This is a genomic window from Campylobacter concisus (genome assembly GCF_003049065.1).
GTDB classification, from domain to species: domain Bacteria; phylum Campylobacterota; class Campylobacteria; order Campylobacterales; family Campylobacteraceae; genus Campylobacter_A; species Campylobacter_A concisus_BE.
On the sequence record NZ_PISC01000011.1, the window covers coordinates 33,868 to 55,865 of the forward strand.

At 40.9% G+C, this 21,998-nt stretch carries 26 protein-coding genes and 1 other RNA gene; 22 read left to right on the forward strand and 5 right to left on the reverse strand.

Features of this window, described 5'->3' with window-relative positions; all coding sequences use genetic code 11:
* Nucleotides 1-6 precede the first annotated feature (6 nt).
* Nucleotides 7-141: a hypothetical protein gene (locus CVS81_RS10130; RefSeq protein WP_004317461.1), complete on the reverse strand. Its 135-nt coding sequence runs from the start codon at nt 139-141 to the stop codon at nt 7-9.
* 55 nt (nt 142-196) lie between these two features.
* Between CVS81_RS10130 and CVS81_RS08755 the strand changes: the two genes are divergently transcribed.
* The 3 genes from CVS81_RS08755 to CVS81_RS08765 are packed head-to-tail and all read left to right on the forward strand — an operon-like array spanning nt 197 to nt 2,503.
* Nucleotides 197-1,237: an AI-2E family transporter gene (locus CVS81_RS08755; protein WP_107965726.1), complete on the forward strand. Its 1,041-nt coding sequence runs from the start codon at nt 197-199 to the stop codon at nt 1,235-1,237.
* A gap of 14 nt (nt 1,238-1,251) precedes the next feature.
* The gene (locus tag CVS81_RS08760; RefSeq protein WP_107965727.1) at nt 1,252-1,623 is read left to right on the forward strand and encodes an HIT family protein; all 372 of its coding nucleotides are present in this window, start codon (nt 1,252-1,254) and stop codon (nt 1,621-1,623) included.
* The gene (locus CVS81_RS08765; RefSeq protein WP_107965728.1) at nt 1,616-2,503 is read left to right on the forward strand and encodes a cache domain-containing protein; all 888 of its coding nucleotides are present in this window, start codon (nt 1,616-1,618) and stop codon (nt 2,501-2,503) included. Before CVS81_RS08760 ends, CVS81_RS08765 begins: the two co-directional genes overlap by 8 nt.
* An 85-nt stretch (nt 2,504-2,588) precedes the next feature.
* Here CVS81_RS08765 and panB read toward each other — a convergent pair whose 3' ends face one another.
* Complete coding sequence (gene panB, locus CVS81_RS08770; protein WP_107965729.1) at nt 2,589-3,404, reverse strand: 3-methyl-2-oxobutanoate hydroxymethyltransferase; 816 nt, start codon at nt 3,402-3,404, stop codon at nt 2,589-2,591.
* A gap of 85 nt (nt 3,405-3,489) precedes the next feature.
* Here panB and CVS81_RS08775 point away from each other — a divergent pair, with 85 nt between their 5' ends.
* Nucleotides 3,490-3,894 carry a hypothetical protein gene (locus CVS81_RS08775; RefSeq protein WP_004317574.1) on the forward strand — a complete coding sequence of 135 codons (405 nt, stop codon included), beginning with the start codon at nt 3,490-3,492 and terminating at the stop codon, nt 3,892-3,894.
* A gap of 29 nt (nt 3,895-3,923) precedes the next feature.
* Nucleotides 3,924-4,283, forward strand: a transfer-messenger RNA (tmRNA) gene (ssrA, locus tag CVS81_RS08780).
* Between the two features lie 347 nt (nt 4,284-4,630).
* Here the strand turns inward: ssrA and sppA are convergent.
* Both sppA and CVS81_RS08795 read right to left on the reverse strand, forming a co-directional pair.
* The gene (gene sppA, locus CVS81_RS08790; protein WP_107965730.1) at nt 4,631-5,494 is read right to left on the reverse strand and encodes a signal peptide peptidase SppA; all 864 of its coding nucleotides are present in this window, start codon (nt 5,492-5,494) and stop codon (nt 4,631-4,633) included.
* Nucleotides 5,482-6,699 carry a metal-dependent hydrolase gene (locus CVS81_RS08795; RefSeq protein ID WP_107965731.1) on the reverse strand — a complete coding sequence of 406 codons (1,218 nt, stop codon included), beginning with the start codon at nt 6,697-6,699 and terminating at the stop codon, nt 5,482-5,484. Before CVS81_RS08795 ends, sppA begins: the two co-directional genes overlap by 13 nt.
* Before the next feature lie 84 nt (nt 6,700-6,783).
* Between CVS81_RS08795 and aroQ the strand changes: the two genes are divergently transcribed.
* Genes aroQ through mnmA form a run of 11 tightly spaced genes read left to right on the forward strand, consistent with a single transcriptional unit; the run spans nt 6,784 to nt 15,625 of the window.
* Nucleotides 6,784-7,263: a type II 3-dehydroquinate dehydratase gene (gene aroQ / locus CVS81_RS08800; protein WP_004317604.1), complete on the forward strand. Its 480-nt coding sequence runs from the start codon at nt 6,784-6,786 to the stop codon at nt 7,261-7,263.
* A complete protein-coding gene (locus tag CVS81_RS08805) occupies nt 7,260-8,285 on the forward strand; it encodes an aminopeptidase P family protein (protein ID WP_107965732.1) in 1,026 nt (341 codons plus the stop codon). The genes aroQ and CVS81_RS08805 overlap by 4 nt, the downstream gene beginning before the upstream one ends.
* The gene (gene folK / locus CVS81_RS08810) at nt 8,282-8,758 is read left to right on the forward strand and encodes a 2-amino-4-hydroxy-6-hydroxymethyldihydropteridine diphosphokinase (RefSeq protein WP_107965733.1); all 477 of its coding nucleotides are present in this window, start codon (nt 8,282-8,284) and stop codon (nt 8,756-8,758) included. Before CVS81_RS08805 ends, folK begins: the two co-directional genes overlap by 4 nt.
* Before the next feature lie 9 nt (nt 8,759-8,767).
* Nucleotides 8,768-10,126, forward strand: coding sequence for a flagellar biosynthesis protein FlhF (gene flhF, locus CVS81_RS08815; protein ID WP_103609722.1), 1,359 nt, complete (start codon nt 8,768-8,770; stop codon nt 10,124-10,126).
* Entirely contained in the window at nt 10,119-10,985 is an 867-nt protein-coding gene (locus tag CVS81_RS08820) for a P-loop NTPase (protein WP_004317632.1), read from the forward strand. Before flhF ends, CVS81_RS08820 begins: the two co-directional genes overlap by 8 nt.
* 13 nt (nt 10,986-10,998) lie before the next feature.
* Complete coding sequence (locus CVS81_RS08825; protein WP_012140116.1) at nt 10,999-11,343, forward strand: hypothetical protein; 345 nt, start codon at nt 10,999-11,001, stop codon at nt 11,341-11,343.
* Complete coding sequence (locus CVS81_RS08830) at nt 11,315-12,019, forward strand: RNA polymerase sigma factor FliA (protein ID WP_004317527.1); 705 nt, start codon at nt 11,315-11,317, stop codon at nt 12,017-12,019. The genes CVS81_RS08825 and CVS81_RS08830 overlap by 29 nt, the downstream gene beginning before the upstream one ends.
* Nucleotides 12,019-13,122 (forward strand): flagellar motor switch protein FliM, encoded by a 1,104-nt coding sequence (fliM, locus tag CVS81_RS08835; RefSeq protein WP_012140115.1) that lies wholly within the window; start codon nt 12,019-12,021, stop codon nt 13,120-13,122. The genes CVS81_RS08830 and fliM overlap by 1 nt, the downstream gene beginning before the upstream one ends.
* Nucleotides 13,112-13,966, forward strand: a complete 855-nt coding sequence (gene fliY / locus CVS81_RS08840; RefSeq protein ID WP_103636695.1) for a flagellar motor switch protein FliY — start codon at nt 13,112-13,114, stop codon at nt 13,964-13,966. Before fliM ends, fliY begins: the two co-directional genes overlap by 11 nt.
* Nucleotides 13,966-14,556, forward strand: coding sequence for a TIGR00730 family Rossman fold protein (locus tag CVS81_RS08845; RefSeq protein WP_103570280.1), 591 nt, complete (start codon nt 13,966-13,968; stop codon nt 14,554-14,556). Before fliY ends, CVS81_RS08845 begins: the two co-directional genes overlap by 1 nt.
* Nucleotides 14,557-14,572: 16 nt before the next feature.
* Nucleotides 14,573-15,625, forward strand: a complete 1,053-nt coding sequence (gene mnmA / locus CVS81_RS08850; RefSeq protein WP_262974887.1) for a tRNA 2-thiouridine(34) synthase MnmA — start codon at nt 14,573-14,575, stop codon at nt 15,623-15,625.
* On the opposite strand, the gene CVS81_RS08855 is transcribed toward mnmA, so the two are convergent.
* Nucleotides 15,612-15,974: a DUF488 domain-containing protein gene (locus tag CVS81_RS08855; RefSeq protein WP_107965735.1), complete on the reverse strand. Its 363-nt coding sequence runs from the start codon at nt 15,972-15,974 to the stop codon at nt 15,612-15,614. The two genes, mnmA and CVS81_RS08855, sit on opposite strands and share 14 nt — an antisense overlap.
* A 173-nt stretch (nt 15,975-16,147) precedes the next feature.
* Here CVS81_RS08855 and CVS81_RS08860 point away from each other — a divergent pair, with 173 nt between their 5' ends.
* The 6 genes from CVS81_RS08860 to CVS81_RS08885 all read left to right on the forward strand — a co-directional run.
* Nucleotides 16,148-17,077, forward strand: coding sequence for a ribose-phosphate pyrophosphokinase (locus CVS81_RS08860; protein ID WP_004317514.1), 930 nt, complete (start codon nt 16,148-16,150; stop codon nt 17,075-17,077).
* A gap of 383 nt (nt 17,078-17,460) precedes the next feature.
* Entirely contained in the window at nt 17,461-17,967 is a 507-nt protein-coding gene (locus tag CVS81_RS08865) for a YqhA family protein (RefSeq protein ID WP_087578735.1), read from the forward strand.
* A gap of 92 nt (nt 17,968-18,059) precedes the next feature.
* Complete coding sequence (gene hemE / locus CVS81_RS08870) at nt 18,060-19,082, forward strand: uroporphyrinogen decarboxylase (protein WP_107965736.1); 1,023 nt, start codon at nt 18,060-18,062, stop codon at nt 19,080-19,082.
* Entirely contained in the window at nt 19,072-19,986 is a 915-nt protein-coding gene (locus CVS81_RS08875) for a radical SAM protein (RefSeq protein ID WP_107965737.1), read from the forward strand. The genes hemE and CVS81_RS08875 overlap by 11 nt, the downstream gene beginning before the upstream one ends.
* A gap of 3 nt (nt 19,987-19,989) precedes the next feature.
* Nucleotides 19,990-20,808 (forward strand): pyridoxamine kinase, encoded by an 819-nt coding sequence (locus CVS81_RS08880; RefSeq protein ID WP_107965738.1) that lies wholly within the window; start codon nt 19,990-19,992, stop codon nt 20,806-20,808.
* Nucleotides 20,809-20,956: 148 nt separating this feature from the next.
* Nucleotides 20,957-21,998 (forward strand): cache domain-containing protein (locus CVS81_RS08885; protein ID WP_159070978.1); only part of this gene is annotated, 1,042 nt, incomplete at its 3' end.

Genomic DNA, 21,998 nt, shown 5'->3' on the forward strand with positions numbered 1-21,998 from the left:
CTAAATTTATAGGAGCTTTTGAGCTAGAAAATTTACGTAAGGCATAAATTTATCTAAATTTATTAAGCGGTGGCAGGCTAAAAATGCCAAAAGCCTGCTCTTTGCAAATTTGGCGCCAAAGCGTTTTCGCAAATTTATCAAGCAAATGAGTAGCTTTGATAAATCTGCTATAATTACCCCATTTTAAGGGAGCGAGATGAACAATAGACTATTTTTTGGAATTTTTGTATTTTGTGCTTTGGCTTTGGTGGTCTATCTTTTTAGACCATATTTGCTTGATATTTTTATCGCAGCGCTGCTAGCGGTGGCCGTTTCTAACGTACAGATCGCATTTTTATCGCTCACTAAAAACCGCAAGACGCTTTCATCGGCGCTTACCACGTCGGTGCTTCTTTGCTTATTTATCGCGCCACTTATTTACGCCGTCATCGAGATCGCGAAATACGCAGCTGGATTTGACATAAACAACGTCACAAAGACGATCGAGTTTATCAAAAACTACGACTTTAGCCTACCAGAGTCGATAAATTTCTTAGAGCCAAAGATCAAGGAATTTATAAGTGGTCTTGATATAAAAATGCTCTTTTCACAAATCGCTGCTAATCTCGCGAGTCTTGGCAGGCTAAGCTTTAGATTTTGTGTTGACATGATCATCATCCTAGTCTTTTTTTTCTTTTGCAACCTTTACGGCAACGAGCTTATAAGCTACCTAAAAGAGTCGCTTCCGCTTAAAAAAGACGACACCGAGTTTTTGCTAAGCGAGGTGGGTAACGTAATGGGCGTGGTTTTTTACTCAACTATCGCAAATATGATCATCCAAGGCTTTTTATTTGCCATCATAACGAGCTTTTACGGCTATGATGGCGTGCTAACTGGTATATTTTTTAGCTTTGCTTCACTCATCCCAGTCATTGGTGGCTTTTTGGCATGGGTGCCTATTAGCATCTATGAGTTTGCAAATGGCAACACAGCAGCGGCTATCACGATCACACTTTACACTATTATCGTGATCTCATTAGGCGCTGATACGCTGCTAAAGCCGCTTGTCATTAAATTTATAAACTCAAAATTAGTCAAGATACCAACGAAGATAAACGAGCTACTCATCTTTTTTGCGATGATGGCTGGCATCACGACATTTGGCTTCTGGGGCATCATACTTGGCCCTGCGATCGTGACATTTTTTATCTCAACGATCAAGCTTTATACGCTTTTGCGAGAGAGAAATTTCGTATAAAATAGGGGCAAGATATGATATATGAAGATAAATTTATAAGAGTTGAGCGCGAAGAAAACGAGCTTCCGTGGGTGAAAATTTTTACAGCTAAGCCCTACCGCGAGCTAAGTGATTGTGACGAAGCGAGTAGAGCTAGGCTTTTTGAGGTGATGCTGGTTGCTGAAAAGGCGATGCTTGAGTTTTATAAACCAACTAAGATAAACATCGCAAGCTTTGGAAACTACGTGCCACACGTGCATATTCACGTCATTGCGAGATTTGAAAAAGACGCGTTTTTTCCAGATAGCGTTTGGGCTAGCCCCAAAAGAAAAAGCGAGCTTGAGCTGCCTAAATTTGATGAGTTTGCTAAATTTTTAGAAAAAAAACTAAGGCTTAGCTTTGAGTAAATATAAAAAATATCTAAACATCTACATCGCACTTGCCGTTTTTGCCGTGATAGGCGGGCTTTTTTACTTTCTTTATAGCTCATACATGGCCGAAAAAAAGCAAAACAACATGCGTGTCTTTTTTGACTACCACGTAAAGCAGCTAAACAAAAGCATTGATGACGCGAAATTTTCATCAATGGCGATCTCGATCTTGCTTGCTCAAAATGAGTCTATACAGATGTGCTTGCTAGGTCAAGACCGCGACGAATGCGTAAAAAATATCGAAAATTTAACCAAAACCCTTGGCGCAGCGTCGATGTATAACAACATCAAACTTCATCTTTACGACAAAGATCTAAAAAGCTACGTAAGAAGCTGGGATCTAAACAGATATGGTGACATGATCGCTAGCGGTAGGTTTTTAGTCCAAGAGTCAAGACGTCAAGATAGGCCCATGGTTGGCATCGAGGCGTGGTATGCGGGGGTGCATATAAGGGCTGTTTCAAATGTGATGCATGAGGGTAAAAACATCGGTAGCATCGAGGTTTTGCTAAACTACGACTCGCTTGGAAATTTTTATAAAACGCAAGGCATAGACCTTTTCGTGCTCCTATCAAAAGATAAGATGCCAGCACATAAAAGCGCGCCGAGTGATCAAATTTTAAGTGATTATTACATCGAAAATTTAAGTAGTGCAAATTTAAATATAGTTGGAATTTTGCGTGATATCGACCTTAAAAAGTATGAATTTTACGTATATAAGACGCACTATTTTTGCGTTGTGCCGCTACTTGATGCTAGCAACACGCAGATAGGCTACTACGTCCTTCACGTAAATACTGACGAAAAAGAACGAAACATCTCGCAAAACTATCTTGAATCAGAAGAGCTTTTTTAAATTTAAAAAGTATGCTCTAGCGCTTTGGTGCTGCTAGAGCTTTTTGCAGAGTTTTATGGGGTGCTTTTAAATTTGGACTATAAATTTAACCCTTATACGAAAACTCTTCGCTTGGGAAAATTTTGTTTTTTACTTCGTTAGCGTAGCTTTGCACGCCTTTTCGCACAAGAGTGGCTCCGTCAAGATAGCGCTTTACAAATTTTGGTTTAAAGTCCTCGAAAAATCCCAACATATCAGACCAGACGAGCACTTGTCCATCGACGTCCGCCCCAGAGCCTATGCCCACAACTGGCACACGAACCTGTCTTGTTATCTCGTTTGCCACGTTGCTAAGCGTGCCTTCAAGCAGTATGCCAAACGCGCCAGCTTGCTCAAACGCAAAAGCCTCATCAACTAGCCTTTTTGCCTCAAGCTCGCTTCTGCCTTTTATCTTATATCCGCCCTCAAATTTAAAAAATTGCGGCTTTAGTCCGATGTGAGCCATCACGTTTATGCCCTCTTCGCAGAGGCGTTTTACTAAATTTACCTGATGCATGCCAACTTCAAGTTTCACCGCATCGGCATTTGTCTGCTTAAAAAATTTCATCGCATTTTTGATCGCTTGTTTTTCGTTTGTGTAGCTGCCAAATGGCATATCAGCTAGGATAAAAGTCTTTTTAGCCCCGGCGCAAACGGCCTTTGTGTGATAAAGCATGGTGCTCATATCGGCACTTAGCGTGCTCTCATGCATGTTAAAGCTCATGTTTAAGCTATCGCCAACAAGGATAATATCAGCGTAATCATCAAAAATCTTCGCAAATAGCGCATCATAGGCGGTTATCATCACGATAGGTTCAATGTCTTTTTTGTTTTTTATATCATTGATGGTTAGTTTTTTCTTTGCGGTTTTTTCATCTTTCATGGCTAAGTCCGGTAAAATTTGTGATAATGCTAACAATTTTATCAAAATTTTGCTACAATTACGCCAATTTCTTAAGGACATGAAAATGGGTATATTAAAAAGGCTTGAAGTCGATTATTCTTATGATATAGTTGAGGAGTTTCTCTCCCACTACACTTTGATGTGCGATTTACTAGAGCCTTTGATAATAAATTTAGGAAGAGCTGACAAGTATAAGGAGAGCATTTTAGAGCTTTCTAGGATCTTTCACAATATCAAATCAGCAGCAGGTTTTATGCATCTTGACCCGATCTTGAAACTAACGACTTTGGCTGAAGAGGTCACTCAAGAGGCTAGAAGCTTAAAAGGTCCAGCAAATGATAAATTTATAGATTGGTTGCTGCTTATTAGCGATCAGTTTCATAAATACAAAGGCGACGTCGAGAAAGACCTAGAGTATTTTAGCGTCCTTGAGCCAAAGATCATTGACGTACCTGCAAAGCTTGACTAAACAATCCAACTAAACCATTTCATTTTTATGGGAGCGACTTGGCTTCGACAGGAGCAGAGTGTGTACGGTGGCACGTCGCTTTGAGCAAAGCGTAAAAAGCTCAAATTAAATTTAAACGCAAACAACGTTAATTTCGCTCCTGCTTACGCTAAAGCTGCGTAAGTTCAGTTGAGCCTCGCTTTGTCTCATTCTAGCTAGGATGTAAGCGAGTAATTTAGCTAGAGTAGGCCAGCAAAGTGACTGCTTGCTAGCTGAAATTTTAGTCTTAGTCTAAATTTTGGTTTTGGAAAGTGAGCCTTTTTAGATGAAATTTTTCACTTTTGCTAAGCGTGTAGAGGCTGTACGGATTTTGTTTTTGGACAGGGGTTCGATCCCCCTCGCTTCCACCATCTTGCTTTAAATTTCTCTTAATTTTTACTCACTTTTTAAATAGCATAAATCAAAATAACCATGATCTATAAAAAGAAAAATGATATGTAAAAGGAATTTGATTTTGCTAGCGACTTTTTCTACTTATCACGACTAGGTGATAAATTTGGACTTTTGGATGAAAACTTTTAATGTCATTATCAAAAATAGCATTTATGGTAAATTTGAGGTGCTTTAAAGGATAAATAAAACTACTTTTTTGATAAAAATAGCAGGGCGAGATATCTTAGTGGGTAACGAGGGAAATTTCAGATAAGATAGCTATAAAAAGCTTTGCCAGCCAGTTAAATTTAACTTGGCTGGTTTTTTATCTAAGCTTTGTCTCGAAAAATGCGTTAAAAAGTGAGTTTATGCCTTGCTTTGTAAATTTCTCCATTATCTTTTCAAGCTGCGGTTTTTCTTGCCAGACGGGCTCATCTACGAGGCTCATTTTTGCTAGTTCATTTTGAGCGTCTATGTAGCTACCAAGGCTGTCTATTAGCCCCATTTTTAGGGCATTATGAGCCAAAAAGACCCTTGCGTTTGCCCACTCGTCTTTTTTCTTGATATCTAAATTTCTAGCCTCCGCCACGTCGCTTACAAAGAGCATGTAAGCGTCATTTACGAGCCCTTGCAAGCTTTCACGCTCTTGCTTGCTCCAGCTTCTCATAAAGGTGCCAGCCTCCTTAAACTCGCCAGCCTTCACCACCTGCTCGCTCACGCCTAAGTTTTTGGCTAAATTTTCGATGTTTGCCCCTTGCATGATGACGCCAATGGAGCCTATGAAAGCGCCTGGGTTTGCGACGATAGTATCAGCATTTACGCCAGCGTAGTAGCTACCGCTTGCCATGTTGCCAGCAGCGTATGCGAGCACTTTTTTACTCTCTTTTAGCCTCTTGACCGCCATGGCTAGCTCCACGCTAGGACTTAGCGCACCGCCTGGGCTGTCGATGTAGAGCAGCACGCCTTTGATGTTGCTATCACTCCTTGCTTTTTCTAGCGCATCTAAAATTTCGCTTGTTTCCATTATCGTGCCGGTGATGTCTATGCGGGCTAAATTTGGCTCTTTCATCTTGCCATCTGGCGCGAAAATAAAAAATAAGATGAGTAAAAATATGAGCGCCTTAAAGTAGTTATTGATAAATTTAAAAATTCCCAAAATCCCTCTAAAAATAAGCCTTAAAATTTGCAAATTTTGCCTCCGATATATAGTTTTTTAGCCTCGTTTGTATGAAGTATGAGCTGCAAAATTAGCTCGTTATCATCGCACTCTAGGTCGTTATAGACTGCGATATCAGCCGCACGTCCTGCCTTTATCTCGCCGTTATTTGTCCTAAGTGCCTTTGCGCCACCGTGTGTTGCAGCGACAAAAAGCCTAGTGGCAAGCTCGTTTAGATCAAGGCTAGCGTGGGTAAAAAGGGCGGCTCTTAGTTCATGCCAGAAATTTAGGCTGATATTTGAGCTAAGGCCGTCTGTGCCGATGTTTAGACTGACATTGTTTTTGAAAATTTCTTTTAAATTTAGCGCCTTTTTGCCAAGTAGCCTGTTTGATACGGCGCAGTGTGTCACGCTGTGATTAGGCCTAAATTTAGCAAAATCGCTCACATAAACGCAGTGCGTAAAGAGGGTATTTATCTCACGAAACATCGCAAAATAGCCATCCGCATCATACATCGGCTTTGGGTCTTGGCTAAATCTTAAAAGATGCTTTTTAAAGCCACCGCTGCCGTGCTCTAGCCACTGCTTTTCAGCATTGCTCTCTAAAAAGTGTGTGCTTACAAGAAGATCATCTTTTTTAGCTATCTCAAGGGCGGCTTTGGCGAGCTTTGGATGCACAGAGTAGGGCGAGTGCAGCGAGATAGCCGGGGTGAAATTTTGGCTTTTATAGCCTTTTGTTTTTTCAAATTTGGCTAAGAAATTTTGTAAATTTTGCTCACTCATCTGCTCATTTGAGCCTAAAATTTCACTAAAAAGCACGACTTTTAGCGGACTAGCGGCTAAAATTTCAAGCTCAGAGCCAAAGCTAGATATCTCGCCAATGGTACAAACTCCGCTTTTTAACAGCGAATTTATGGCTTCATTCATCGCCTTTTTAGCGTCCATTTTAGCTAGCTCGCCGCCTTTATCGACGATAGAGCCAAGCCACTTTATAAAGTCGCCATATTTTAGTGTGCTAACGTTTGAGCTAAACTCCAAATGAACGTGTGAATTTATAAAAGCTGGGGCGATCACGCTATCACCAAAGTCACAAATTTTCGCATCTTTAAATTTTTTTTGCGCCTCTTTTTCGCTTGTAATTTCTAAAATTTTATCGTTCTCGATGACAACACAAGAATTTCTTAAAATTTTTGGATTTTCTCCGCCAGTGATGATCTTTTTTGCTTTTAAAATTTCCATTTCTAGCCTTAAATTTTTGTTATTGTAGCGAAAATTTAGGAACGAAAATGTATAATTTGGGCTATTTAATCAAAAAGGAGTGACATGGATAAGAAGCTAAAAATAATGGTTATCCAAGGCCCAAATATCAACATGCTTGGCGCTAGAGAGCCAGGAATTTACGGTGTTATGAAGATGGAGGACATCCACTCTCAAATGAAGATCGTTGCCGATCAAAATGACGTTGAGATCGAGTTTTTTCAAAGCAACCTTGAGGGCGAGCTAGTCGATAAGATCCAAGAGTGCTTGGGTGATGCTGACGGCATCATCATAAATCCAGCCGCTTACACTCACACCTCTATCGCTATCCGCGACGCGCTAAGTGCGGTTGCGCTACCAGTTATCGAGGTGCATATCAGCAACGTTTATAGAAGAGAAGAGTTCCGCCACAAAAGCCTCATCGCACCAGTTGCAGCAGGTCAGATCGTGGGCTTTGGACCAGTTGGCTATCATTTGGCGATGATAGGCATGCTTCAAATTTTTGAGCAAATCAAAGCAGTAAGAGCAAATCAAAAAGCACAATGAATTTCATCTTAAAGGACGAAAACGCCGTATTTTACGAGTGCGGCTATAGCTGCGACAATGAGTTTTTGCTGTGTCTTGACGGCGTGAAATACTTTTTCACGGACGCAAGGTATTATTTCGAGGCAAAAAGCTGCGTAAATGCAGGCGTGGTCGTTCTTTTGGCGCAGAGAAATTTAATAAGCGAGGTTAGAGCATTTTTAAGAAAGATGAAGCCAAGTAGCCTCGTTTTTAACCCCGATGAGCTAAGTCTAAGCGAGTATAACGAGCTTAGCAAGGGCTTTAAGATAAATTTCAAGCCAAAGGCAAATTTCTCTAGACTAAAGAGAATTTGCAAGAGCGAAGATGAGGTAGAAATTTTAAAAAGAGCTAGCGAATTTGGGGCGAAATGCTTCGATGAATTTGCTAAATTTGTGCGTGAAAATGGTGAGGGGATGAGCGAAAAAGAGCTTCATTTTAACGCCTCGCTCATCTTTAGGCAAAAAAATGAGCTAGGTCTTAGCTTTGATCCGATCGTAGCGATAAACGAAAATGCCGCAAAGGCGCATGCGCTACCTGGGGATAAAATTTTAAAAAGGGGCGATTTGCTGCTACTTGACGCTGGGGTTAAATTTAAGCGTTACTGCTCTGATCGCACCAGAACTGCTTGCTTTGATGAAAATTTTAACTTCTCAAAGGAGCAAAAATTTAAAAACCCCAAGATGCAAGAAATTTACGAGATCGTAAAAGAGGCTCAGGCTGCTGCGATAAAGGTCGCAAGAGCTGGCGTTAGGGCGTGCGAGATAGACCTTGCAGCAAGAAGTGTGATAGCAAAGGCTGGATATGAAAAAGCCTTTTTTCACTCGACAGGACACGGCGTGGGTGTCGATATACACGAGCTTCCAGTCATATCAGCAAGGAGTGAAACGCTCATAAAAGAGGGCATGGTCTTTAGCGTGGAGCCTGGAATTTATCTAGAAAATGAATTTGGCGTGCGCATCGAAGACGTCGTGGTCGCAAGAGAAGGTGGGTGCGATATCTTATGAGGCTAGCTGGAGCAAGAAAGATCGTAAAAAGCCGTTTTTGCCCTAGTTTATTTCATAAAAGAGATGAGTTTAAGTATGAGGCGCTAGTTGGCATGGGTGGCAACATCGGCGATAGCGCAAAGAGGTTTGATAAATTTATAAGAGCGATTAGTGAAGATAGGCGTTTTCACGTGGTTGAAGTCTCGCCGATCCTTATAAATGCGGCGTTTGGCTACGAAGTGCAGGATGATTTTAGTAACGCTGTTATAAATTTACAAACATCTATGAGCCCTAGAAATTTGCTAAAAATTTTGGGGCACTATGAGAGTAAATTTAAGCGCGTGAGGACGTTTAAAAATGCGCCACGCACGCTTGATCTGGATATTTTGTATTTTAGTAAAAAAGTCTATAAGACGCCGCGCCTTATCGTCCCGCACCCAGGGGCTAGCAAGAGGCTTAGCGTGATCGTGCCACTAGGGCTTATGAGAGGTTAAAGGATATAAATGGCTACAAAATTTCATACTTTTACAGGCGAGAGCACCATTGAGGCTTTGAAAAAGGCTCAAGAGGCGTGCGGCGAGAAGGCCATACTCGTCACCACAAAGCAAATTCAAGCCAAAACGATAAACAAAAAGCCGCTTTATGAAATTTTAGTAAGCGTCGAAGAGGACGATGTAAAGCAGCCGCCAAAACCAAATGTAAAAGCAATAAACTATGAAAATGCCTACTCTAAATTTAGCAAAAACTACGAGCCACCAAAGCCAAAATTTGAGATAAAAGAGGAGCCTGCTAAATTTGAGGCAAAGACGACGTCGCCTGAGCCTTACGATCCAAATGAGAGCGTGCTTTTAAACATCTCAGACGTCGCAAAAGAGATAAGCGCGATCGCAAATGTCGATATGAACGAGATAAAAGAGCCAAATACAAATGGCATGAATAAAAAAATAGACGATGTGGCAAAGCAAGTAAGCGTGCTAAGCGAGAAAATAGGGCTGATAACTGACATGATCTGGGACGAAAAAGCCCCAAATCGCAACAATCTCTCGATCCCGCCAGAGTTTGCTAGCATCTACAAGCTCGCAAAACAAAGTGGTATGAAAGAGGAGCATTTAGAGGCGATCATGCAAACGACGCTTGAAAATTTACCAGTCTCTATGAAAAGCAACCCAACCGCGGTAAAAAGGTACTTTTACTCACTTTTGCGAAATATGCTGCCTTGCAGAAAAGAGCTAAGTGATAAAAAACAGCGCATAATGATGCTAGTTGGTCCAACCGGAGTTGGCAAGACGACGACTCTTGCAAAGCTTGCGGCTCGTTTTGCATACGGCAACGAAAAGCGCTATAAAACGGGCATCATCACGCTTGATACATACCGTATCGGAGCGGTCGAGCAGCTATTTCAGTACGCTAAGATGATGAAGCTACCGATCCTTGACGTCATAGAGGTCGAGGACTTTCAAAACGCCATAAAGCAGCTTAGCTACTGCGACGTGATACTAATCGACACCACTGGAAATTCGCAGTATGACAAAGAAAAGCTTGAAAGACTTGATAAATTTCTAAAGCATAGTGGCGCAAAGATCGATGTAAATTTAGTCCTCTCAGCTGGCTCAAAGGTCGAGGATCTGATAGAAATTTATAATGGATTTTCATTTTTGGAGATCGACACTTTAATAATCACAAAATTTGACGAGACCAAAATTTTTGGCAACGTCTTTTCGCTGATATATGAGACAAACACGCCAGTTAGCTACTTTAGCGTGGGTCAAGAGGTGCCTGATGATCTTGTGGAGGCAAAGAGCGAATTTTTAGTAGAGTGCGTGTTTGACGGCTTTACAAAGCAAAAGGCTAGCGATGAATAACCAAGCGCAAAAACTACAAAATTTAGTCCAGTCTCAAAATAAGGCTAAAAATACGCATTTTATAGCGATTACAAGTGGCAAAGGCGGCGTTGGCAAGAGCACGATAAGTGCAAATTTAGCAAATGTCTTGTCGCAAAATGGCTATAAAGTAGGGCTTTTTGACGCTGATATCGGCCTTGCAAATCTTGATGTGATCTTAAACGTCAAAATGGGCAAAAATCTGCTTCACGTGCTAAAGGGCGAGTGCAGCTTAAAAGATATCTTGATACCTATAAATAAAAATCTCATCCTCATCCCTGGCGAGAGCGGCGATGAAATTTTGAAATTTAACAATCAATTTTTATTTGAGAGATTTTTAGATGAGGCGAGTGAGCTTGATCAGCTTGACTTTTTGATCATCGACACTGGTGCTGGCATAGGCGGCAGCACGCAGCTCTTTTTAGAGGCAGCTGACGAGGTTGTCGTGGTGACTGTGCCTGACCCTGCGGCGATAACCGATGCATACGCGGTCATAAAGATCGTTTCAAGATTTAAAAATAACGAGCTTTTACTTTTAAATATGGTAAAAAACGAGGCGGAGGCCACTAGAATTTATGAAAATGTAAAGCGAGTGGCAAATGCAAATATCGGGCCAAACTTAAATTTAGAGCTAATTGGCTACGTGGCTTCTGATAAGAGCGTGGCAAGGAGCATAAAGCAAAGGACACTCTTTACAGATGACGAAGCTTACGGCTCTGCTAGCGTGCAGATCAAGCAGATAGCTTCGAATTTGCTTTATAGGTTGGAACGAAAAGTGCTTAAGGATGAGCAAAGCAGGAGCTTTGGGGGCTTCTTTAAGCGTTTGATAGAACAATTTTAATGGAGATTGAGCTTTGCGTGCAGAAAATTTTATAGCATTTTTTACGGTTTGTGGATTTTTCATAGGCATAGTTTTTACCTTGCTAAAGGTGAGCGAGCCTATCGAAATGCTCGTTTATACGCTAGTTATTACTTTATTTTTTTACCTTATAATTCACATCGTGATAATGAACTACGTCGATGTAAAAAGGACTTTGAAGAAATTTTTTGACAAGCAAAGACATGAGGAGATCGCGGACTATCTCATCTCTGAGCTAAACGTTAGGGAAAAACGGATGGAAAATATCATGCTAAAAGTAACCACCGAAAATTTAGACTCTGGTAAGCAAAATGTACGAACTAAAGCAAAAGCAGCTTAACGCTTATAAAAGCACCATTAAAAAAGAGCAAGACGAGATCGTCTTAAAATACATGCCAGCTCTGCGCGCGATGGCGTTTAGGCTAAAGGAGCGCTTGCCTTCAAGTATCGATGTAAACGACCTTATAAGCGTTGGTGTCGAGGAGATGATAAAGCTTAGCAGGAAGTATGATAAAGAGCAAAACGACTCATTTTGGGGATATGGCAAAAAGAGAATTTATGGCTCAATGCTTGACTACCTAAGAGCGCTTGATGTCGTTAGTAGAAGCGATAGAAAGCTAGTAAAGAGCATAAATACCGAGATAGATAACTACTTTAACACTCACGAAGAAGAGCCAAGCGACGAGTATCTGGCTGAAAAACTAAATGAAGATATCGAAAAGATAAGAGAGGCAAGGGGAGTTAGCGGTATCATCACCATTTTGCCAATAGATGAGCAAATGGAGCTAATCGGTCAAAGCGATGTTGAAAAAAGCGTAGAAAAAGAGGATCTTATCTTAAAGATCGAAAGTGCGTTAAAAGACTTTGACGAGCGTGATCAGATGATAGTTCAGCTCTACTACTACGAAGAGCTAAATTTAAAAGAGATCAGCGAGATAATGAACATCAGCGAGAGTAGAATTTCACAAATTCATAAACGTTTGCTTGATCGCATCAGACGCAGCTTGGGGGTTTAATGGCTGATATTTTAAGTCAAGAAGAGATAGATGCGCTACTTGAAGTCGTCGATGAAGACGGCGATACGAGCAATATCGAGATAGAAGAGAGCCCACAAGGCGAGCAAAAACAGATCATTATCTATGACTTCAAGCGCCCAAACCGCGTTAGTAAAGAGCAGCTCCGTGCGATAAAGGGCATCCATGATAAGCTTGCTAGAAATTTAGCTAGTCAAATTTCAAGTGTCATGAGAAGTATCGTCGAGCTTAGGCTTCACAGCGTCGATCAGATGACATACGGCGAGTTTTTGATGAGTTTGCCAAGCCCAACTAGCTTTAACGTCTTTTCTATTAAGCCGCTTGATGGAAACTGCATCTTAGAGATAAATCCAAGCATAGCATTTCCTATGATAGATCGTTTGCTTGGCGGAACTGGCGAAAATTTCGAGGCAAACAGAGAGCTAACTGACATCGAGGTAAATTTACTTGATGCGGTGCTTAGGATGATCATGCAGCGCCTAAAAGAGAGCTGGTCGATGATAACTGATATGTATCCAAACGTCGAGGCAAAAGAGAGCAGTCCAAACGTCGTTCAGATCGTATCTCAAAACGAGATCGTCATCATGGTTGTCATGGAGATCATCGTTGGTGGCTCAAGCGGCATGATAAATTTATGCTATCCAGTCATCTACCTAGAGCCGATCCTATCGCGCCTTGCGAACAGGGACATCATGCTTGGCGAAACTAGCGCTAAAAAGAGTAGAAACAAAGAGCTAAAAACGCTAATAGGTCGTGCTGAGGTGCTTTATGAGGCGATCCTTGGTAAATCAATCGTTAGCGTAAATGAATTTTTAAATTTAAAAGAGGGCGATATCTTAAGGCTTGATAGAGGCGCTGATGATAAGGCGATCGTTTGCATCGATAAAAAAGAGGTATTCTTAGCTGAAGTTGGGCTTCATAGATTTAGAAAGTCTATCAAGATCGAGCAGCTAATCCGCTCTGACAAAGACGAGATCAAGCACATCCTAGAAAAATACGAAGAAGAGCGAAAAGCAAAACTAATGGCATACGACGAGGCCAACGAACACAACAACGAAGAAGAGAGCGAAGATAATGACGAATGAATTTTTTAACATCTTTTCAAATGAGTTAAAAGCGACCATCGAAGGGCTAACTGGCAGAGCACCAGAGATCGGCGAGAGAAATGAATTTGACGCACCAGCGCAAAATGGCATAAAACCGCCAGTTGTCATGGCTAGCGTGACATTAAGTGGCGACATCAATGCAAAAGCTGAGATCGCCTGCACGCCAGTACTTATAAGCGCAGTTAGCGAGTGGATGATGGGCGAAGAGGAAATTTCAAAGAATGAAAACCTCGGTAGCGACGAGCTTGACGCTGCAAAAGAGATATTTTCAAACCTTTTTAGCGCCTTTAGCACCTCTCTTGGAGCGCAAAAAGGCATGCCAAAGATCAGCTTTGAGGTGATAAATGTAAATTTCTTAGATGAAAACTCATCGCTTGATTTTAGCGTTTTCGAAAAGCTTTTTTTGTTTAACATAAAGATCGAGGATCTAAATGAGCATGTGGCTTTTGTCTGCGATCACACGCTTATGAGATTTTTTGAGCCAGCTAAAAGTGAGCCAGCAGATGCTGCAAAAGCCACAGCCGCTCCTCATGCACTAAAGGGTGAATTTAGCGCAGAAGAGATGAGAAATATCGGCCTTATCATGGACGTTAGACTTCCAATGCGTGTTCGTATCGGCTCAAAAAGGATGCTCTTAAAAGATGTGCTAACCATGGATATAGGCTCAGTCATCGAGCTAAATCAACTCGCAAACGACCCGCTTGAAATTTTGATAGGAGATAAGGTGATAGCCCTTGGCGAAGTTGTCATAATAGACGGCAACTTTGGCATACAGATCACACAGATAGGCTCAAAACGCGAGAGGCTTCAGCAGTTAAAATAATGAATGAATTAGTAAATGACCTCTTAAAATTTCCAAGCGTTTTAAAGTATAAAAACAAAAATGTAACCTTCTTTGGCTCGGCTAGATTTGATGAAGAAAATTTCTACTGCAAAAAGGCATACGAGCTAGCTTACAAGCTAAATGAGCTAGGTTTTGCTATCTTAACTGGCGGTGGGGACGGCATAATGAGAGCGGCAAATAAGGGTGCATTTGACAGTGCAAAGTCCCCTAGTGTCGCACTAAACGTGAGACTTCCGTTTGAGCAAAATACAAATCCATACGTCACCGCAAAATATCTCTTTTCAAATTTAAGCCCAAGAAAATTTGCCCTAACTGATAGCTCTATCGCATTTGTCGTCTTCCCTGGTGGATTTGGCACACTTGATGAGCTATTTGAAATTTTGGTGCTAGCTCATGTTGGTAGCAAAAAAGTGAAAATTTTTCTTTATGGATGTGAGTTTTGGCAAGGGCTTGATGAGTTTATACGAAAGACGCTGATCCCTCAAAAAACGATAAACGAAGAAGATCTAAGCTTATATAAAATCACCGATGATCTGGAGCTTATCGTAAACGAAATTTTGGCTATTTAAAAATAAGATATAAAATATCGCCTTTAAATTTAAAAAAGGTAAAAATATGAAAATAATGGTTGCAATGAGCGGCGGCGTAGATAGCACGATGACGGCTAAATTTCTGCAAGAGGCTGGACATGAGGTGCAAGGCTGCTACATGATGCTTCATCAAAAGCCAGGATATCACGAAGAAAACATCAGAAAAGTCAAAAAAGTGGGCGAATATCTTGGCATCAAGGTGCATATACTCGATCTGCAGGATAAATTTAACGAATATGTCTATGACCCATTTGTCAGGCTCTACAAAGAGGGCAAAACGCCCAATCCTTGCGCCTTGTGTAATAAATTTATAAAGCTTGGAGCGCTACTTGACTTTGCAAAGGCAAATGGCTGTGAGAAGCTTGCTACTGGGCACTACGTGCAGGTGGTTGATGGTTTTATAACCTGCGCCAAAGATCCTAGCAAGGATCAGAGCTACTTTTTAGCTCAGGTGCCAAAAGAGGTGCTAAAAGATGTCATTTTCCCACTTGGAGATAAATTTAAAAAAGATATAAAAGAGCTAGCAAGAGGCGTAAAAGTGCTTGAAGAGTTCGCTACTCAGGCAGAAAGCAGTGAAATTTGCTTTGTGGAAAATACCTACATCGAGGTTTTAAACAAGCATTACAACACAAATTTACCAGGCAATGTGGTAGATAAAGACGGCAATATCATCGGCCGCCACCAAGGCTACATGCATTACACTATCGGCAAACGCCGTGGCTTTGAGGTTTTTGGCGCTCACGAGCCACACTTTGTCATCAAGATAAATGCCGAAAAAAACGAGATCGTTGTCGGCACGAAGGACGACCTTGCTCAAAAGGTGGTCGAGCTTGAAAATGTAAATTTATTTATAGATGAAGATAAATTTGAGTGCGAAACCAAGATAAGATATAGAAGCCCTAAACTTGAGGCTTTTGTAGAGGTTGATAAAGCTAACAAAACCGCAAAACTAACGCTAAATCAAAACGCACTTGGCGTAGCGCAAGGTCAGCTTTGCGTGATGTATGACGGAGATCGCGTCATCGCAAGCGGTTTTATACGATCTTAAGCGCCTCTTTTATCACCTTGACGTGGCTAAATTCTGGCTCTTTGACAGCGGTCAGAAGCGCCACGTTTTTATACTCTTTTTCTAGCTTTTTAAGCTCTTTTAGCCCCTCTTGCTCCTCTTTGCCATTTAGCTCTTGCCTAAATCTTTTGCAAAACTCATCAAACCTAGCCTCTTTATCTTCATGAAACCATGATCTTAGCTCGTTTGACGGAGTGACTGATTTTAGCCAGATGAAGCTAGAAAATATCTCTTTTTTCACGCCTCTAGGATAAAGTCTATCGATAAAGACACCTTTAAATTTCTCGTCGTCGCTTTTAATAAAGTCGTAAATTCTATATATCTTAAACATGTTTGTTATCTTAGTCCTCATAAATTTACAAATGTAAAATGGTTTAAAAATTTGGTGTAAATTTTGGCTTTTGGAGTAGAAAATTTGACTAAAAATAGTTGGTAAATAAATTTAAATTTAAAGCTCATTTCGATAAAATCCCAACATAAAGATCACTAAAAAAGGTTACTATTATGAGAGGCTATAAAATTTTCTCAGGCACCGCAAATATCGAGCTTTCGAAGAAAATTTCGCAATATTTGTCGCTTCCACTGAGTGAAGCTAGCATTAAAAGATTTAGCGATGGTGAGATCAGCGTGCAAATCGGCGAAAGCGTGCGTGGGAAAGATGTTTTTGTCATCCAGCCAACATGTGCCCCAGCAAATATAAATTTAATGGAGCTTCTTATCTTAACCGACGCTTTAAAACGCAGCAGTGCAAGCTCTATAACAGCGATAGTGCCGTATTTTGGCTACGCTAGACAAGACAGAAAAGCAGCCCCTAGAGTGCCTATCACTGCAAAACTTGTGGCAAATATGATGCAAACAGCAGGCATCGACAGGGTCGTGACGATGGACCTTCACGCAGGACAAATTCAAGGATTTTTCGATATCCCAGTAGATAACCTCTATGGTAGCATCATCTTTAACGACTACGTAAAAGCTAAAAATTTGCCAAATCCAGTCGTCGCAAGCCCAGATGTAGGCGGCGTGGCTCGTGCTAGAGCCTTGGCAAAAAATCTAAATTTATTAGATATGGTCATCGTTGATAAACGCCGCGAGAAAGCAAACGAGAGCGAAGTGATGAACGTGATTGGCGATGTTAAGGGCAAAGATGTGATCTTGGTTGATGATATGATCGACACAGCTGGCACCATCGTAAAAGCGGCTGAGATTTTCAAAGAGCGTGGCGCAACTAGCGTAATGGCGTTTTGCACCCACCCAGTGCTTAGCGGACCAGCCTATGATAGGCTAAAACTTGGCTTTTTAGACGAGCTAGTGGTGACTGATACGATCCCATTAAAAGAAGAACTCCCTTGTATAAAAGTGCTAAGCACAGCTTCACTCTTTGGCGAAGTGATACGCCGTGTTTATCACAACGAAAGCGTAAATAGCTTGTTTTAGTAACCATTGCAGGCTGGAGCTCTAGCCTGCTAAATTTATCTGTTTTGGCTAATTGATGTTTATCTTTTGGGTTAAATTTTTAGCCCAAAAGACTTAAAATCCTTCTTGCAACAAGCTTAAATTTGAAGTCAAATAAACAAAAATCATAATAAAACCTTGCCGCTAAATTTCTACATGCTAGCCACTAAAATTTAAGCTCTAATCAAAAGGTGTAGTATTGATCAGATCCGCGTGGGGGCTGCGACAAATGCCGTCAGGATCGCACAAAAATGGATAGTGATGCAAGAGTAATTTGCACTAAAATTAATTGCGATTTTGCACCTAAATTTTAAGGAAAAAACTATAAAATACCCCCTTTTTAAATTTCACAAAAAGGGTTTTTATTGCGTAAAATATTCGAGAAAATTTTGCTTGCAAGCAACAGTTTCACGCTTTTCCCAGTGGTCTTTGGACTTTTAGGTGCGATCGTGCTTTTCATCATCGCAAGTTATGATGTCGGCAAGGTGCTTTTAGAGGTTTATAAATATTTCTTTGCTGCAGATTTTCACGTTGAAAATTTCCATTCAGAAGTCGTTGGCGAGATAGTTGGAGCGATCGATCTATACTTGATGGCGCTTGTTCTTTATATATTTAGCTTCGGAATTTACGAGCTTTTCATCTCAGAGATCACACAGCTAAAGCAGTCAAAGCAGAGTAAGGTGCTTGAAGTGCATTCGCTTGATGAGCTAAAAGACAAGCTTGGCAAAGTGATCGTCATGGTTTTAATCGTAAATTTCTTCCAAAGAGTGCTTCATGCAAACTTTACAACTCCGCTTGAAATGGCCTATCTTGCGGCTTCTATCCTAGCGCTTTGCCTTGGACTTTACTTCCTTCACAAGGGAGATCACTAAAATTTTAAGCGTTTTTACGCTTAAAATTTCTCCTACATCTTTTCTTTAGCTATTTTTGGATAATATCCATTTAAAAATTTAAAGGAAATTTGATGATTTTCATAGACACTTGCCTTAAAAAACCTACGCCATACACGCCTGTTTGGATGATGCGCCAAGCTGGCAGATATCTACCAGAATATATGGCTGTAAGAGCTAAAGCAGGTGACTTTTTGTCACTTTGTAAAGATTATAAAAAGGCTAGCGAGGTCACGCTTCAGCCAGTTGATATCCTAGGCGTTGATGCGGCGATTTTGTTTAGCGATATCCTTGTCGTGCCTCTTGAAATGGGCATGGATCTGCGCTTTGAAAAGGGCGAGGGACCAGTTTTTACAAAGCCTTTGCGTGATGAGGCTGCACTTGATGCGCTTAGTATCGAAAGATCGGTTAAAGGCTTAGCATACGTTTATGATACGATCAAGCTTACAAGAGAAAATTTAGCCAAAGATAAGGCGCTCATTGGCTTTTGTGGCGCACCTTGGACGATAGCTACATATATGATAGAGGGTGGTGGCAGTAAAAACTATGCGGTCTGCAAAAAAATGCTCTATCAAAATCCAGAATTTTTACATCAAATTTTAGAAAAAGTGACGCAAGCGCTCATCCTTTACGTCAAAGAGCAGATAAAAGCTGGCGTAAATGCGGTGCAAATTTTTGACAGCTGGGCGACTGCACTTGAAGAGCAGGCATATTTTGAGTTTGGATTTAACTACATAAACAAGATAGTTGATAGCGTCAAGGCTGAGTTTCCAGAGATCCCAGTCATCGTTTTCCCAAAAGGTATAAGCGGCTATCTGGATAAAATTTCAGGTAAATTTGACGTTTTTGGCGTTGATTGGAGCACGCCGATTGAACTAGCAAAAGAAAAACTTAGCCCAAGATACGTCCTTCAGGGCAATATGGAGCCAACAAGGCTATATAGCAAAAAGGCGATCGATGAGGGCGTGGATAAAATTTTAAGCACGATGAAAGGCGCGCCGCATATCTTCAACCTTGGTCACGGGATCTTGCCAGATGTGCCAGTTGAAAACGCAAAATATTTCATAAAAGAGGTTCAAAGAAAAAGTGCAAGATAGCACTGTTGTCTTTGGACCGATAAATTCGCGCCGTTTTGGCATGAGCCTTGGCATCGATCTAAGCCCAAAGCAAAAATCATGCAATTTTGACTGCGTTTATTGCGAGCTAAAGGGCGCAAAGCCAGTTGAAGAGATAGAAAATCCACCAAGCGTTAATGAAATCATAAGCGCTTTAAAAGAAGCATTAAAAGTTCATCAAAACATCGATGTCATCACGCTTACAGCAAATGGCGAGCCAACTCTTTATCCGCACTTAAAAGAGCTGGTGGCAAAAGTAAATGAGATAAAAGGTAAGGCAAAAACTCTCATCCTAAGCAACGGCTCAGGCGTGAGAGATCAAAAAATTTGTGAAGCACTGCTTGGGCTTGATATAGTTAAATTTAGCCTAGATAGCGCCGTGCAAAGCACATTTAAAAAGATAGACCGCAACAAAAGTGGCATAGAAGTAAATGAACTTATAAAAGCAATGGCTAAATTTCGCAAGGAATTTAAGGGCGAGCTTGTGCTTGAAATTTTGGTCGTGGCTGGATTTAACGACAAAGAAGAGGAGTTTATAGCGCTTAATGAGGCTATAAATGAGATAGCTCCGCACCGAGTGGATGTGGGTACGATAGATCGTCCGCCAGCTTACAACGTAAAAGGCGTTGATACTAGTAGGCTTGAAGAGCTTGCAAGCAAGATAAAAGGCGTGCCAGTCACCATAGCTAGGGCTCACAAGATAGAGCAAAAGTATGAATTTAGCAAGAGTGAAATTTTAGCCATGCTAGAGCGCCGTCCGCAAACTACGGCAAATGTCGAAGAAAATTTCTCAGAGCACTCAAAGCAAATTTTAAACAAGCTCTTGCAAGATGGCGCGGTTTATCAAACTGACGTTGCTGGCGTTAAATTTTATAAATTAAGATGATATATGAAGCGAATTTTAACTATACAAGACATCTCGTGCGTGGGCAAATGCTCGCTCACAGTCGCACTTCCCATAATCAGCGCCCAAGGCATCGAGGCGTGCATCTTGCCAACGGCACTGCTCTCAACTCACACCGGCTTTAAAAATTTCACTTTTCGTGATCTAACTGATGAATTTGACGCTATAACGCAGGTTTGGCACAAAGAGGGCATCAGCTTTGATGGAATTTACACTGGATTTTTAGGTAGTTTTAGGCAGCTTGAGCTTATAGAGAAGGTCTTTGCTGAATTTGACAGCGGCTCTTTGCTAAGGCTTGTGGATCCTTGCATGGGCGATAATGGTAAGCTTTATCACGGCTTTGATGAGAAATTTGTCGCAAAGATGAGAGAGCTTTGCACAAAGGCACACGTCATCACGCCAAACATAACCGAGGCAAGTTTTATGTGTGAAAAGTCATTTTTAAGCGAGGGATACGGCGAGGATTACATTTTGGAGTTGCTTGAGGGCTTGGCTAGTTTTGGCGTGCAAAAGATCGTTTTAAAGGGCATTAGGTTTAGGCAAAATGAGTGTGGTATCATAGCTTACGATGCAAGGACAAAAGAAAAAGTGGAGTATTTTCACGAGTATTTGCCCTTTCACGCAAGTGGCACCGGAGATATATTCGCTTCAGTGCTTTTTGGCTCACTCATAAATGGCGAAAGCATGCAAAATGCTATCAAAAAGGCAGCAAATTTTGTGCTTGAGAGCATCAAGATCACGCTACAAGATAATAACCGCACAAGATATGGCGTGCAGTTTGAAAAGTTGCTTAGAAATTTTTAGCACTTTATGGCAGGGAGTGATTTAAATTTGTGTCATTATAACCCCTCAAAGTGACATAGTTAAAACAAAATTTCAGATTTATTTAAATTAATTTTACTTTTATATAAAAAGTTGAATAATTACGCAAATATTGATCAAGGAGTGATTTATGAAGTCTTTAAGGATTAAAATTTCTGTTATTTTGACAGCTGTGATCGTGCTGTTACTAATCGGCGTTAGCCTCATCAGTTACAACATAGCTCGCAACCTATATACAGAAAAAGTTGTGAAAGATGAGCTGCCTCTAGCTGTCTCTAACGTTGCAGGTGAGATCGGTTATGCCATAGACAAGATCATCAATACCTCTTATCAGATGACTAAAAACGACTATCTTCTCAAGTGGATAGACGAGGGCGAGCCAAAGGACGGGCTAGCGACGCTTTTTAACTATAACACCGACCTTATGAAGGCGTTTAACCTCTCAACGGCGATGTTTGTCTCTGATAAAACTCTAAACTACTACACAAACGACAAAATTTTAAAACAGCTTAGCAAGGACAATCCACGCGATAGCTGGTACTTTGACGTTAAAAATGGCAAAGAGGTAAATTCTCTAAATATCCAAGTCTCAGAAGCTACTGGCTCGCTAACGCTTTATGTAAATAGCAAGGTTGAAAAAGACGGCAAATTTTATGGCGTCAGCGCGATAGGCATGAACCTTGATGACATCGTAAATTTAGTCACTTCAAAAACCATGGGCGAGGGCAGTAAATTCCTAATGGTTGATTCAAGTGGTATCGTAAAGATAGAAAAGAGCGACAGGGTCGGCAAAGTAAATGTAAAAGATGTCCTTGGCAAAGAGAAATTTGATGTCTTGATGAATAAAAATGGCGGCGTCATCCGTTACTTTAACGGCACGAGAAATTTGATAATTGGCTCAAAATATATCCCAAGTCTTGATTGGTACCTATTTGGCGAGATGGACGAGGATGTGCTTTTAAAAGATTTGCATACGCTATTTTACTCCGCTATCGGCGTTATCTTAGCAGCGATCATCATCTCTGTGATAGTTTCACTTCTAATGTCGTCTTACCTCCTAAAAATCATCCTCAAACTAAAAACAGGCCTACTATCTTTCTTTGATCTACTAAATCACAAGACAAACAAAGCACAGCCTATAGAGATAACATCTAAAGATGAATTTGGTCAAA

Excerpts from the sequence above, each read along its gene's own strand:
- CVS81_RS08755 (WP_107965726.1), top strand. The coding sequence starts at position 197 with ATGAACAATAGACTATTTTTTGGAATTTTTGTATTTTGTGCTTTGGCT.
- CVS81_RS08760 (WP_107965727.1), top strand. The coding sequence starts at position 1,252 with ATGATATATGAAGATAAATTTATAAGAGTTGAGCGCGAAGAAAACGAG.
- panB (WP_107965729.1), bottom strand. The coding sequence starts at position 3,404 with ATGAAAGATGAAAAAACCGCAAAGAAAAAACTAACCATCAATGATATA.
- CVS81_RS08775 (WP_004317574.1), top strand. The coding sequence starts at position 3,490 with ATGGGTATATTAAAAAGGCTTGAAGTCGATTATTCTTATGATATAGTT.
- CVS81_RS08795 (WP_107965731.1), bottom strand. The coding sequence starts at position 6,699 with ATGGAAATTTTAAAAGCAAAAAAGATCATCACTGGCGGAGAAAATCCA.
- aroQ (WP_004317604.1), top strand. The coding sequence starts at position 6,784 with ATGGATAAGAAGCTAAAAATAATGGTTATCCAAGGCCCAAATATCAAC.
- CVS81_RS08805 (WP_107965732.1), top strand. The coding sequence starts at position 7,260 with ATGAATTTCATCTTAAAGGACGAAAACGCCGTATTTTACGAGTGCGGC.
- folK (WP_107965733.1), top strand. The coding sequence starts at position 8,282 with ATGAGGCTAGCTGGAGCAAGAAAGATCGTAAAAAGCCGTTTTTGCCCT.
- flhF (WP_103609722.1), top strand. The coding sequence starts at position 8,768 with ATGGCTACAAAATTTCATACTTTTACAGGCGAGAGCACCATTGAGGCT.
- CVS81_RS08820 (WP_004317632.1), top strand. The coding sequence starts at position 10,119 with ATGAATAACCAAGCGCAAAAACTACAAAATTTAGTCCAGTCTCAAAAT.
- CVS81_RS08830 (WP_004317527.1), top strand. The coding sequence starts at position 11,315 with ATGTACGAACTAAAGCAAAAGCAGCTTAACGCTTATAAAAGCACCATT.
- fliM (WP_012140115.1), top strand. The coding sequence starts at position 12,019 with ATGGCTGATATTTTAAGTCAAGAAGAGATAGATGCGCTACTTGAAGTC.
- fliY (WP_103636695.1), top strand. The coding sequence starts at position 13,112 with ATGACGAATGAATTTTTTAACATCTTTTCAAATGAGTTAAAAGCGACC.
- CVS81_RS08845 (WP_103570280.1), top strand. The coding sequence starts at position 13,966 with ATGAATGAATTAGTAAATGACCTCTTAAAATTTCCAAGCGTTTTAAAG.
- CVS81_RS08855 (WP_107965735.1), bottom strand. The coding sequence starts at position 15,974 with ATGTTTAAGATATATAGAATTTACGACTTTATTAAAAGCGACGACGAG.
- CVS81_RS08860 (WP_004317514.1), top strand. The coding sequence starts at position 16,148 with ATGAGAGGCTATAAAATTTTCTCAGGCACCGCAAATATCGAGCTTTCG.
- hemE (WP_107965736.1), top strand. The coding sequence starts at position 18,060 with ATGATTTTCATAGACACTTGCCTTAAAAAACCTACGCCATACACGCCT.
- CVS81_RS08880 (WP_107965738.1), top strand. The coding sequence starts at position 19,990 with ATGAAGCGAATTTTAACTATACAAGACATCTCGTGCGTGGGCAAATGC.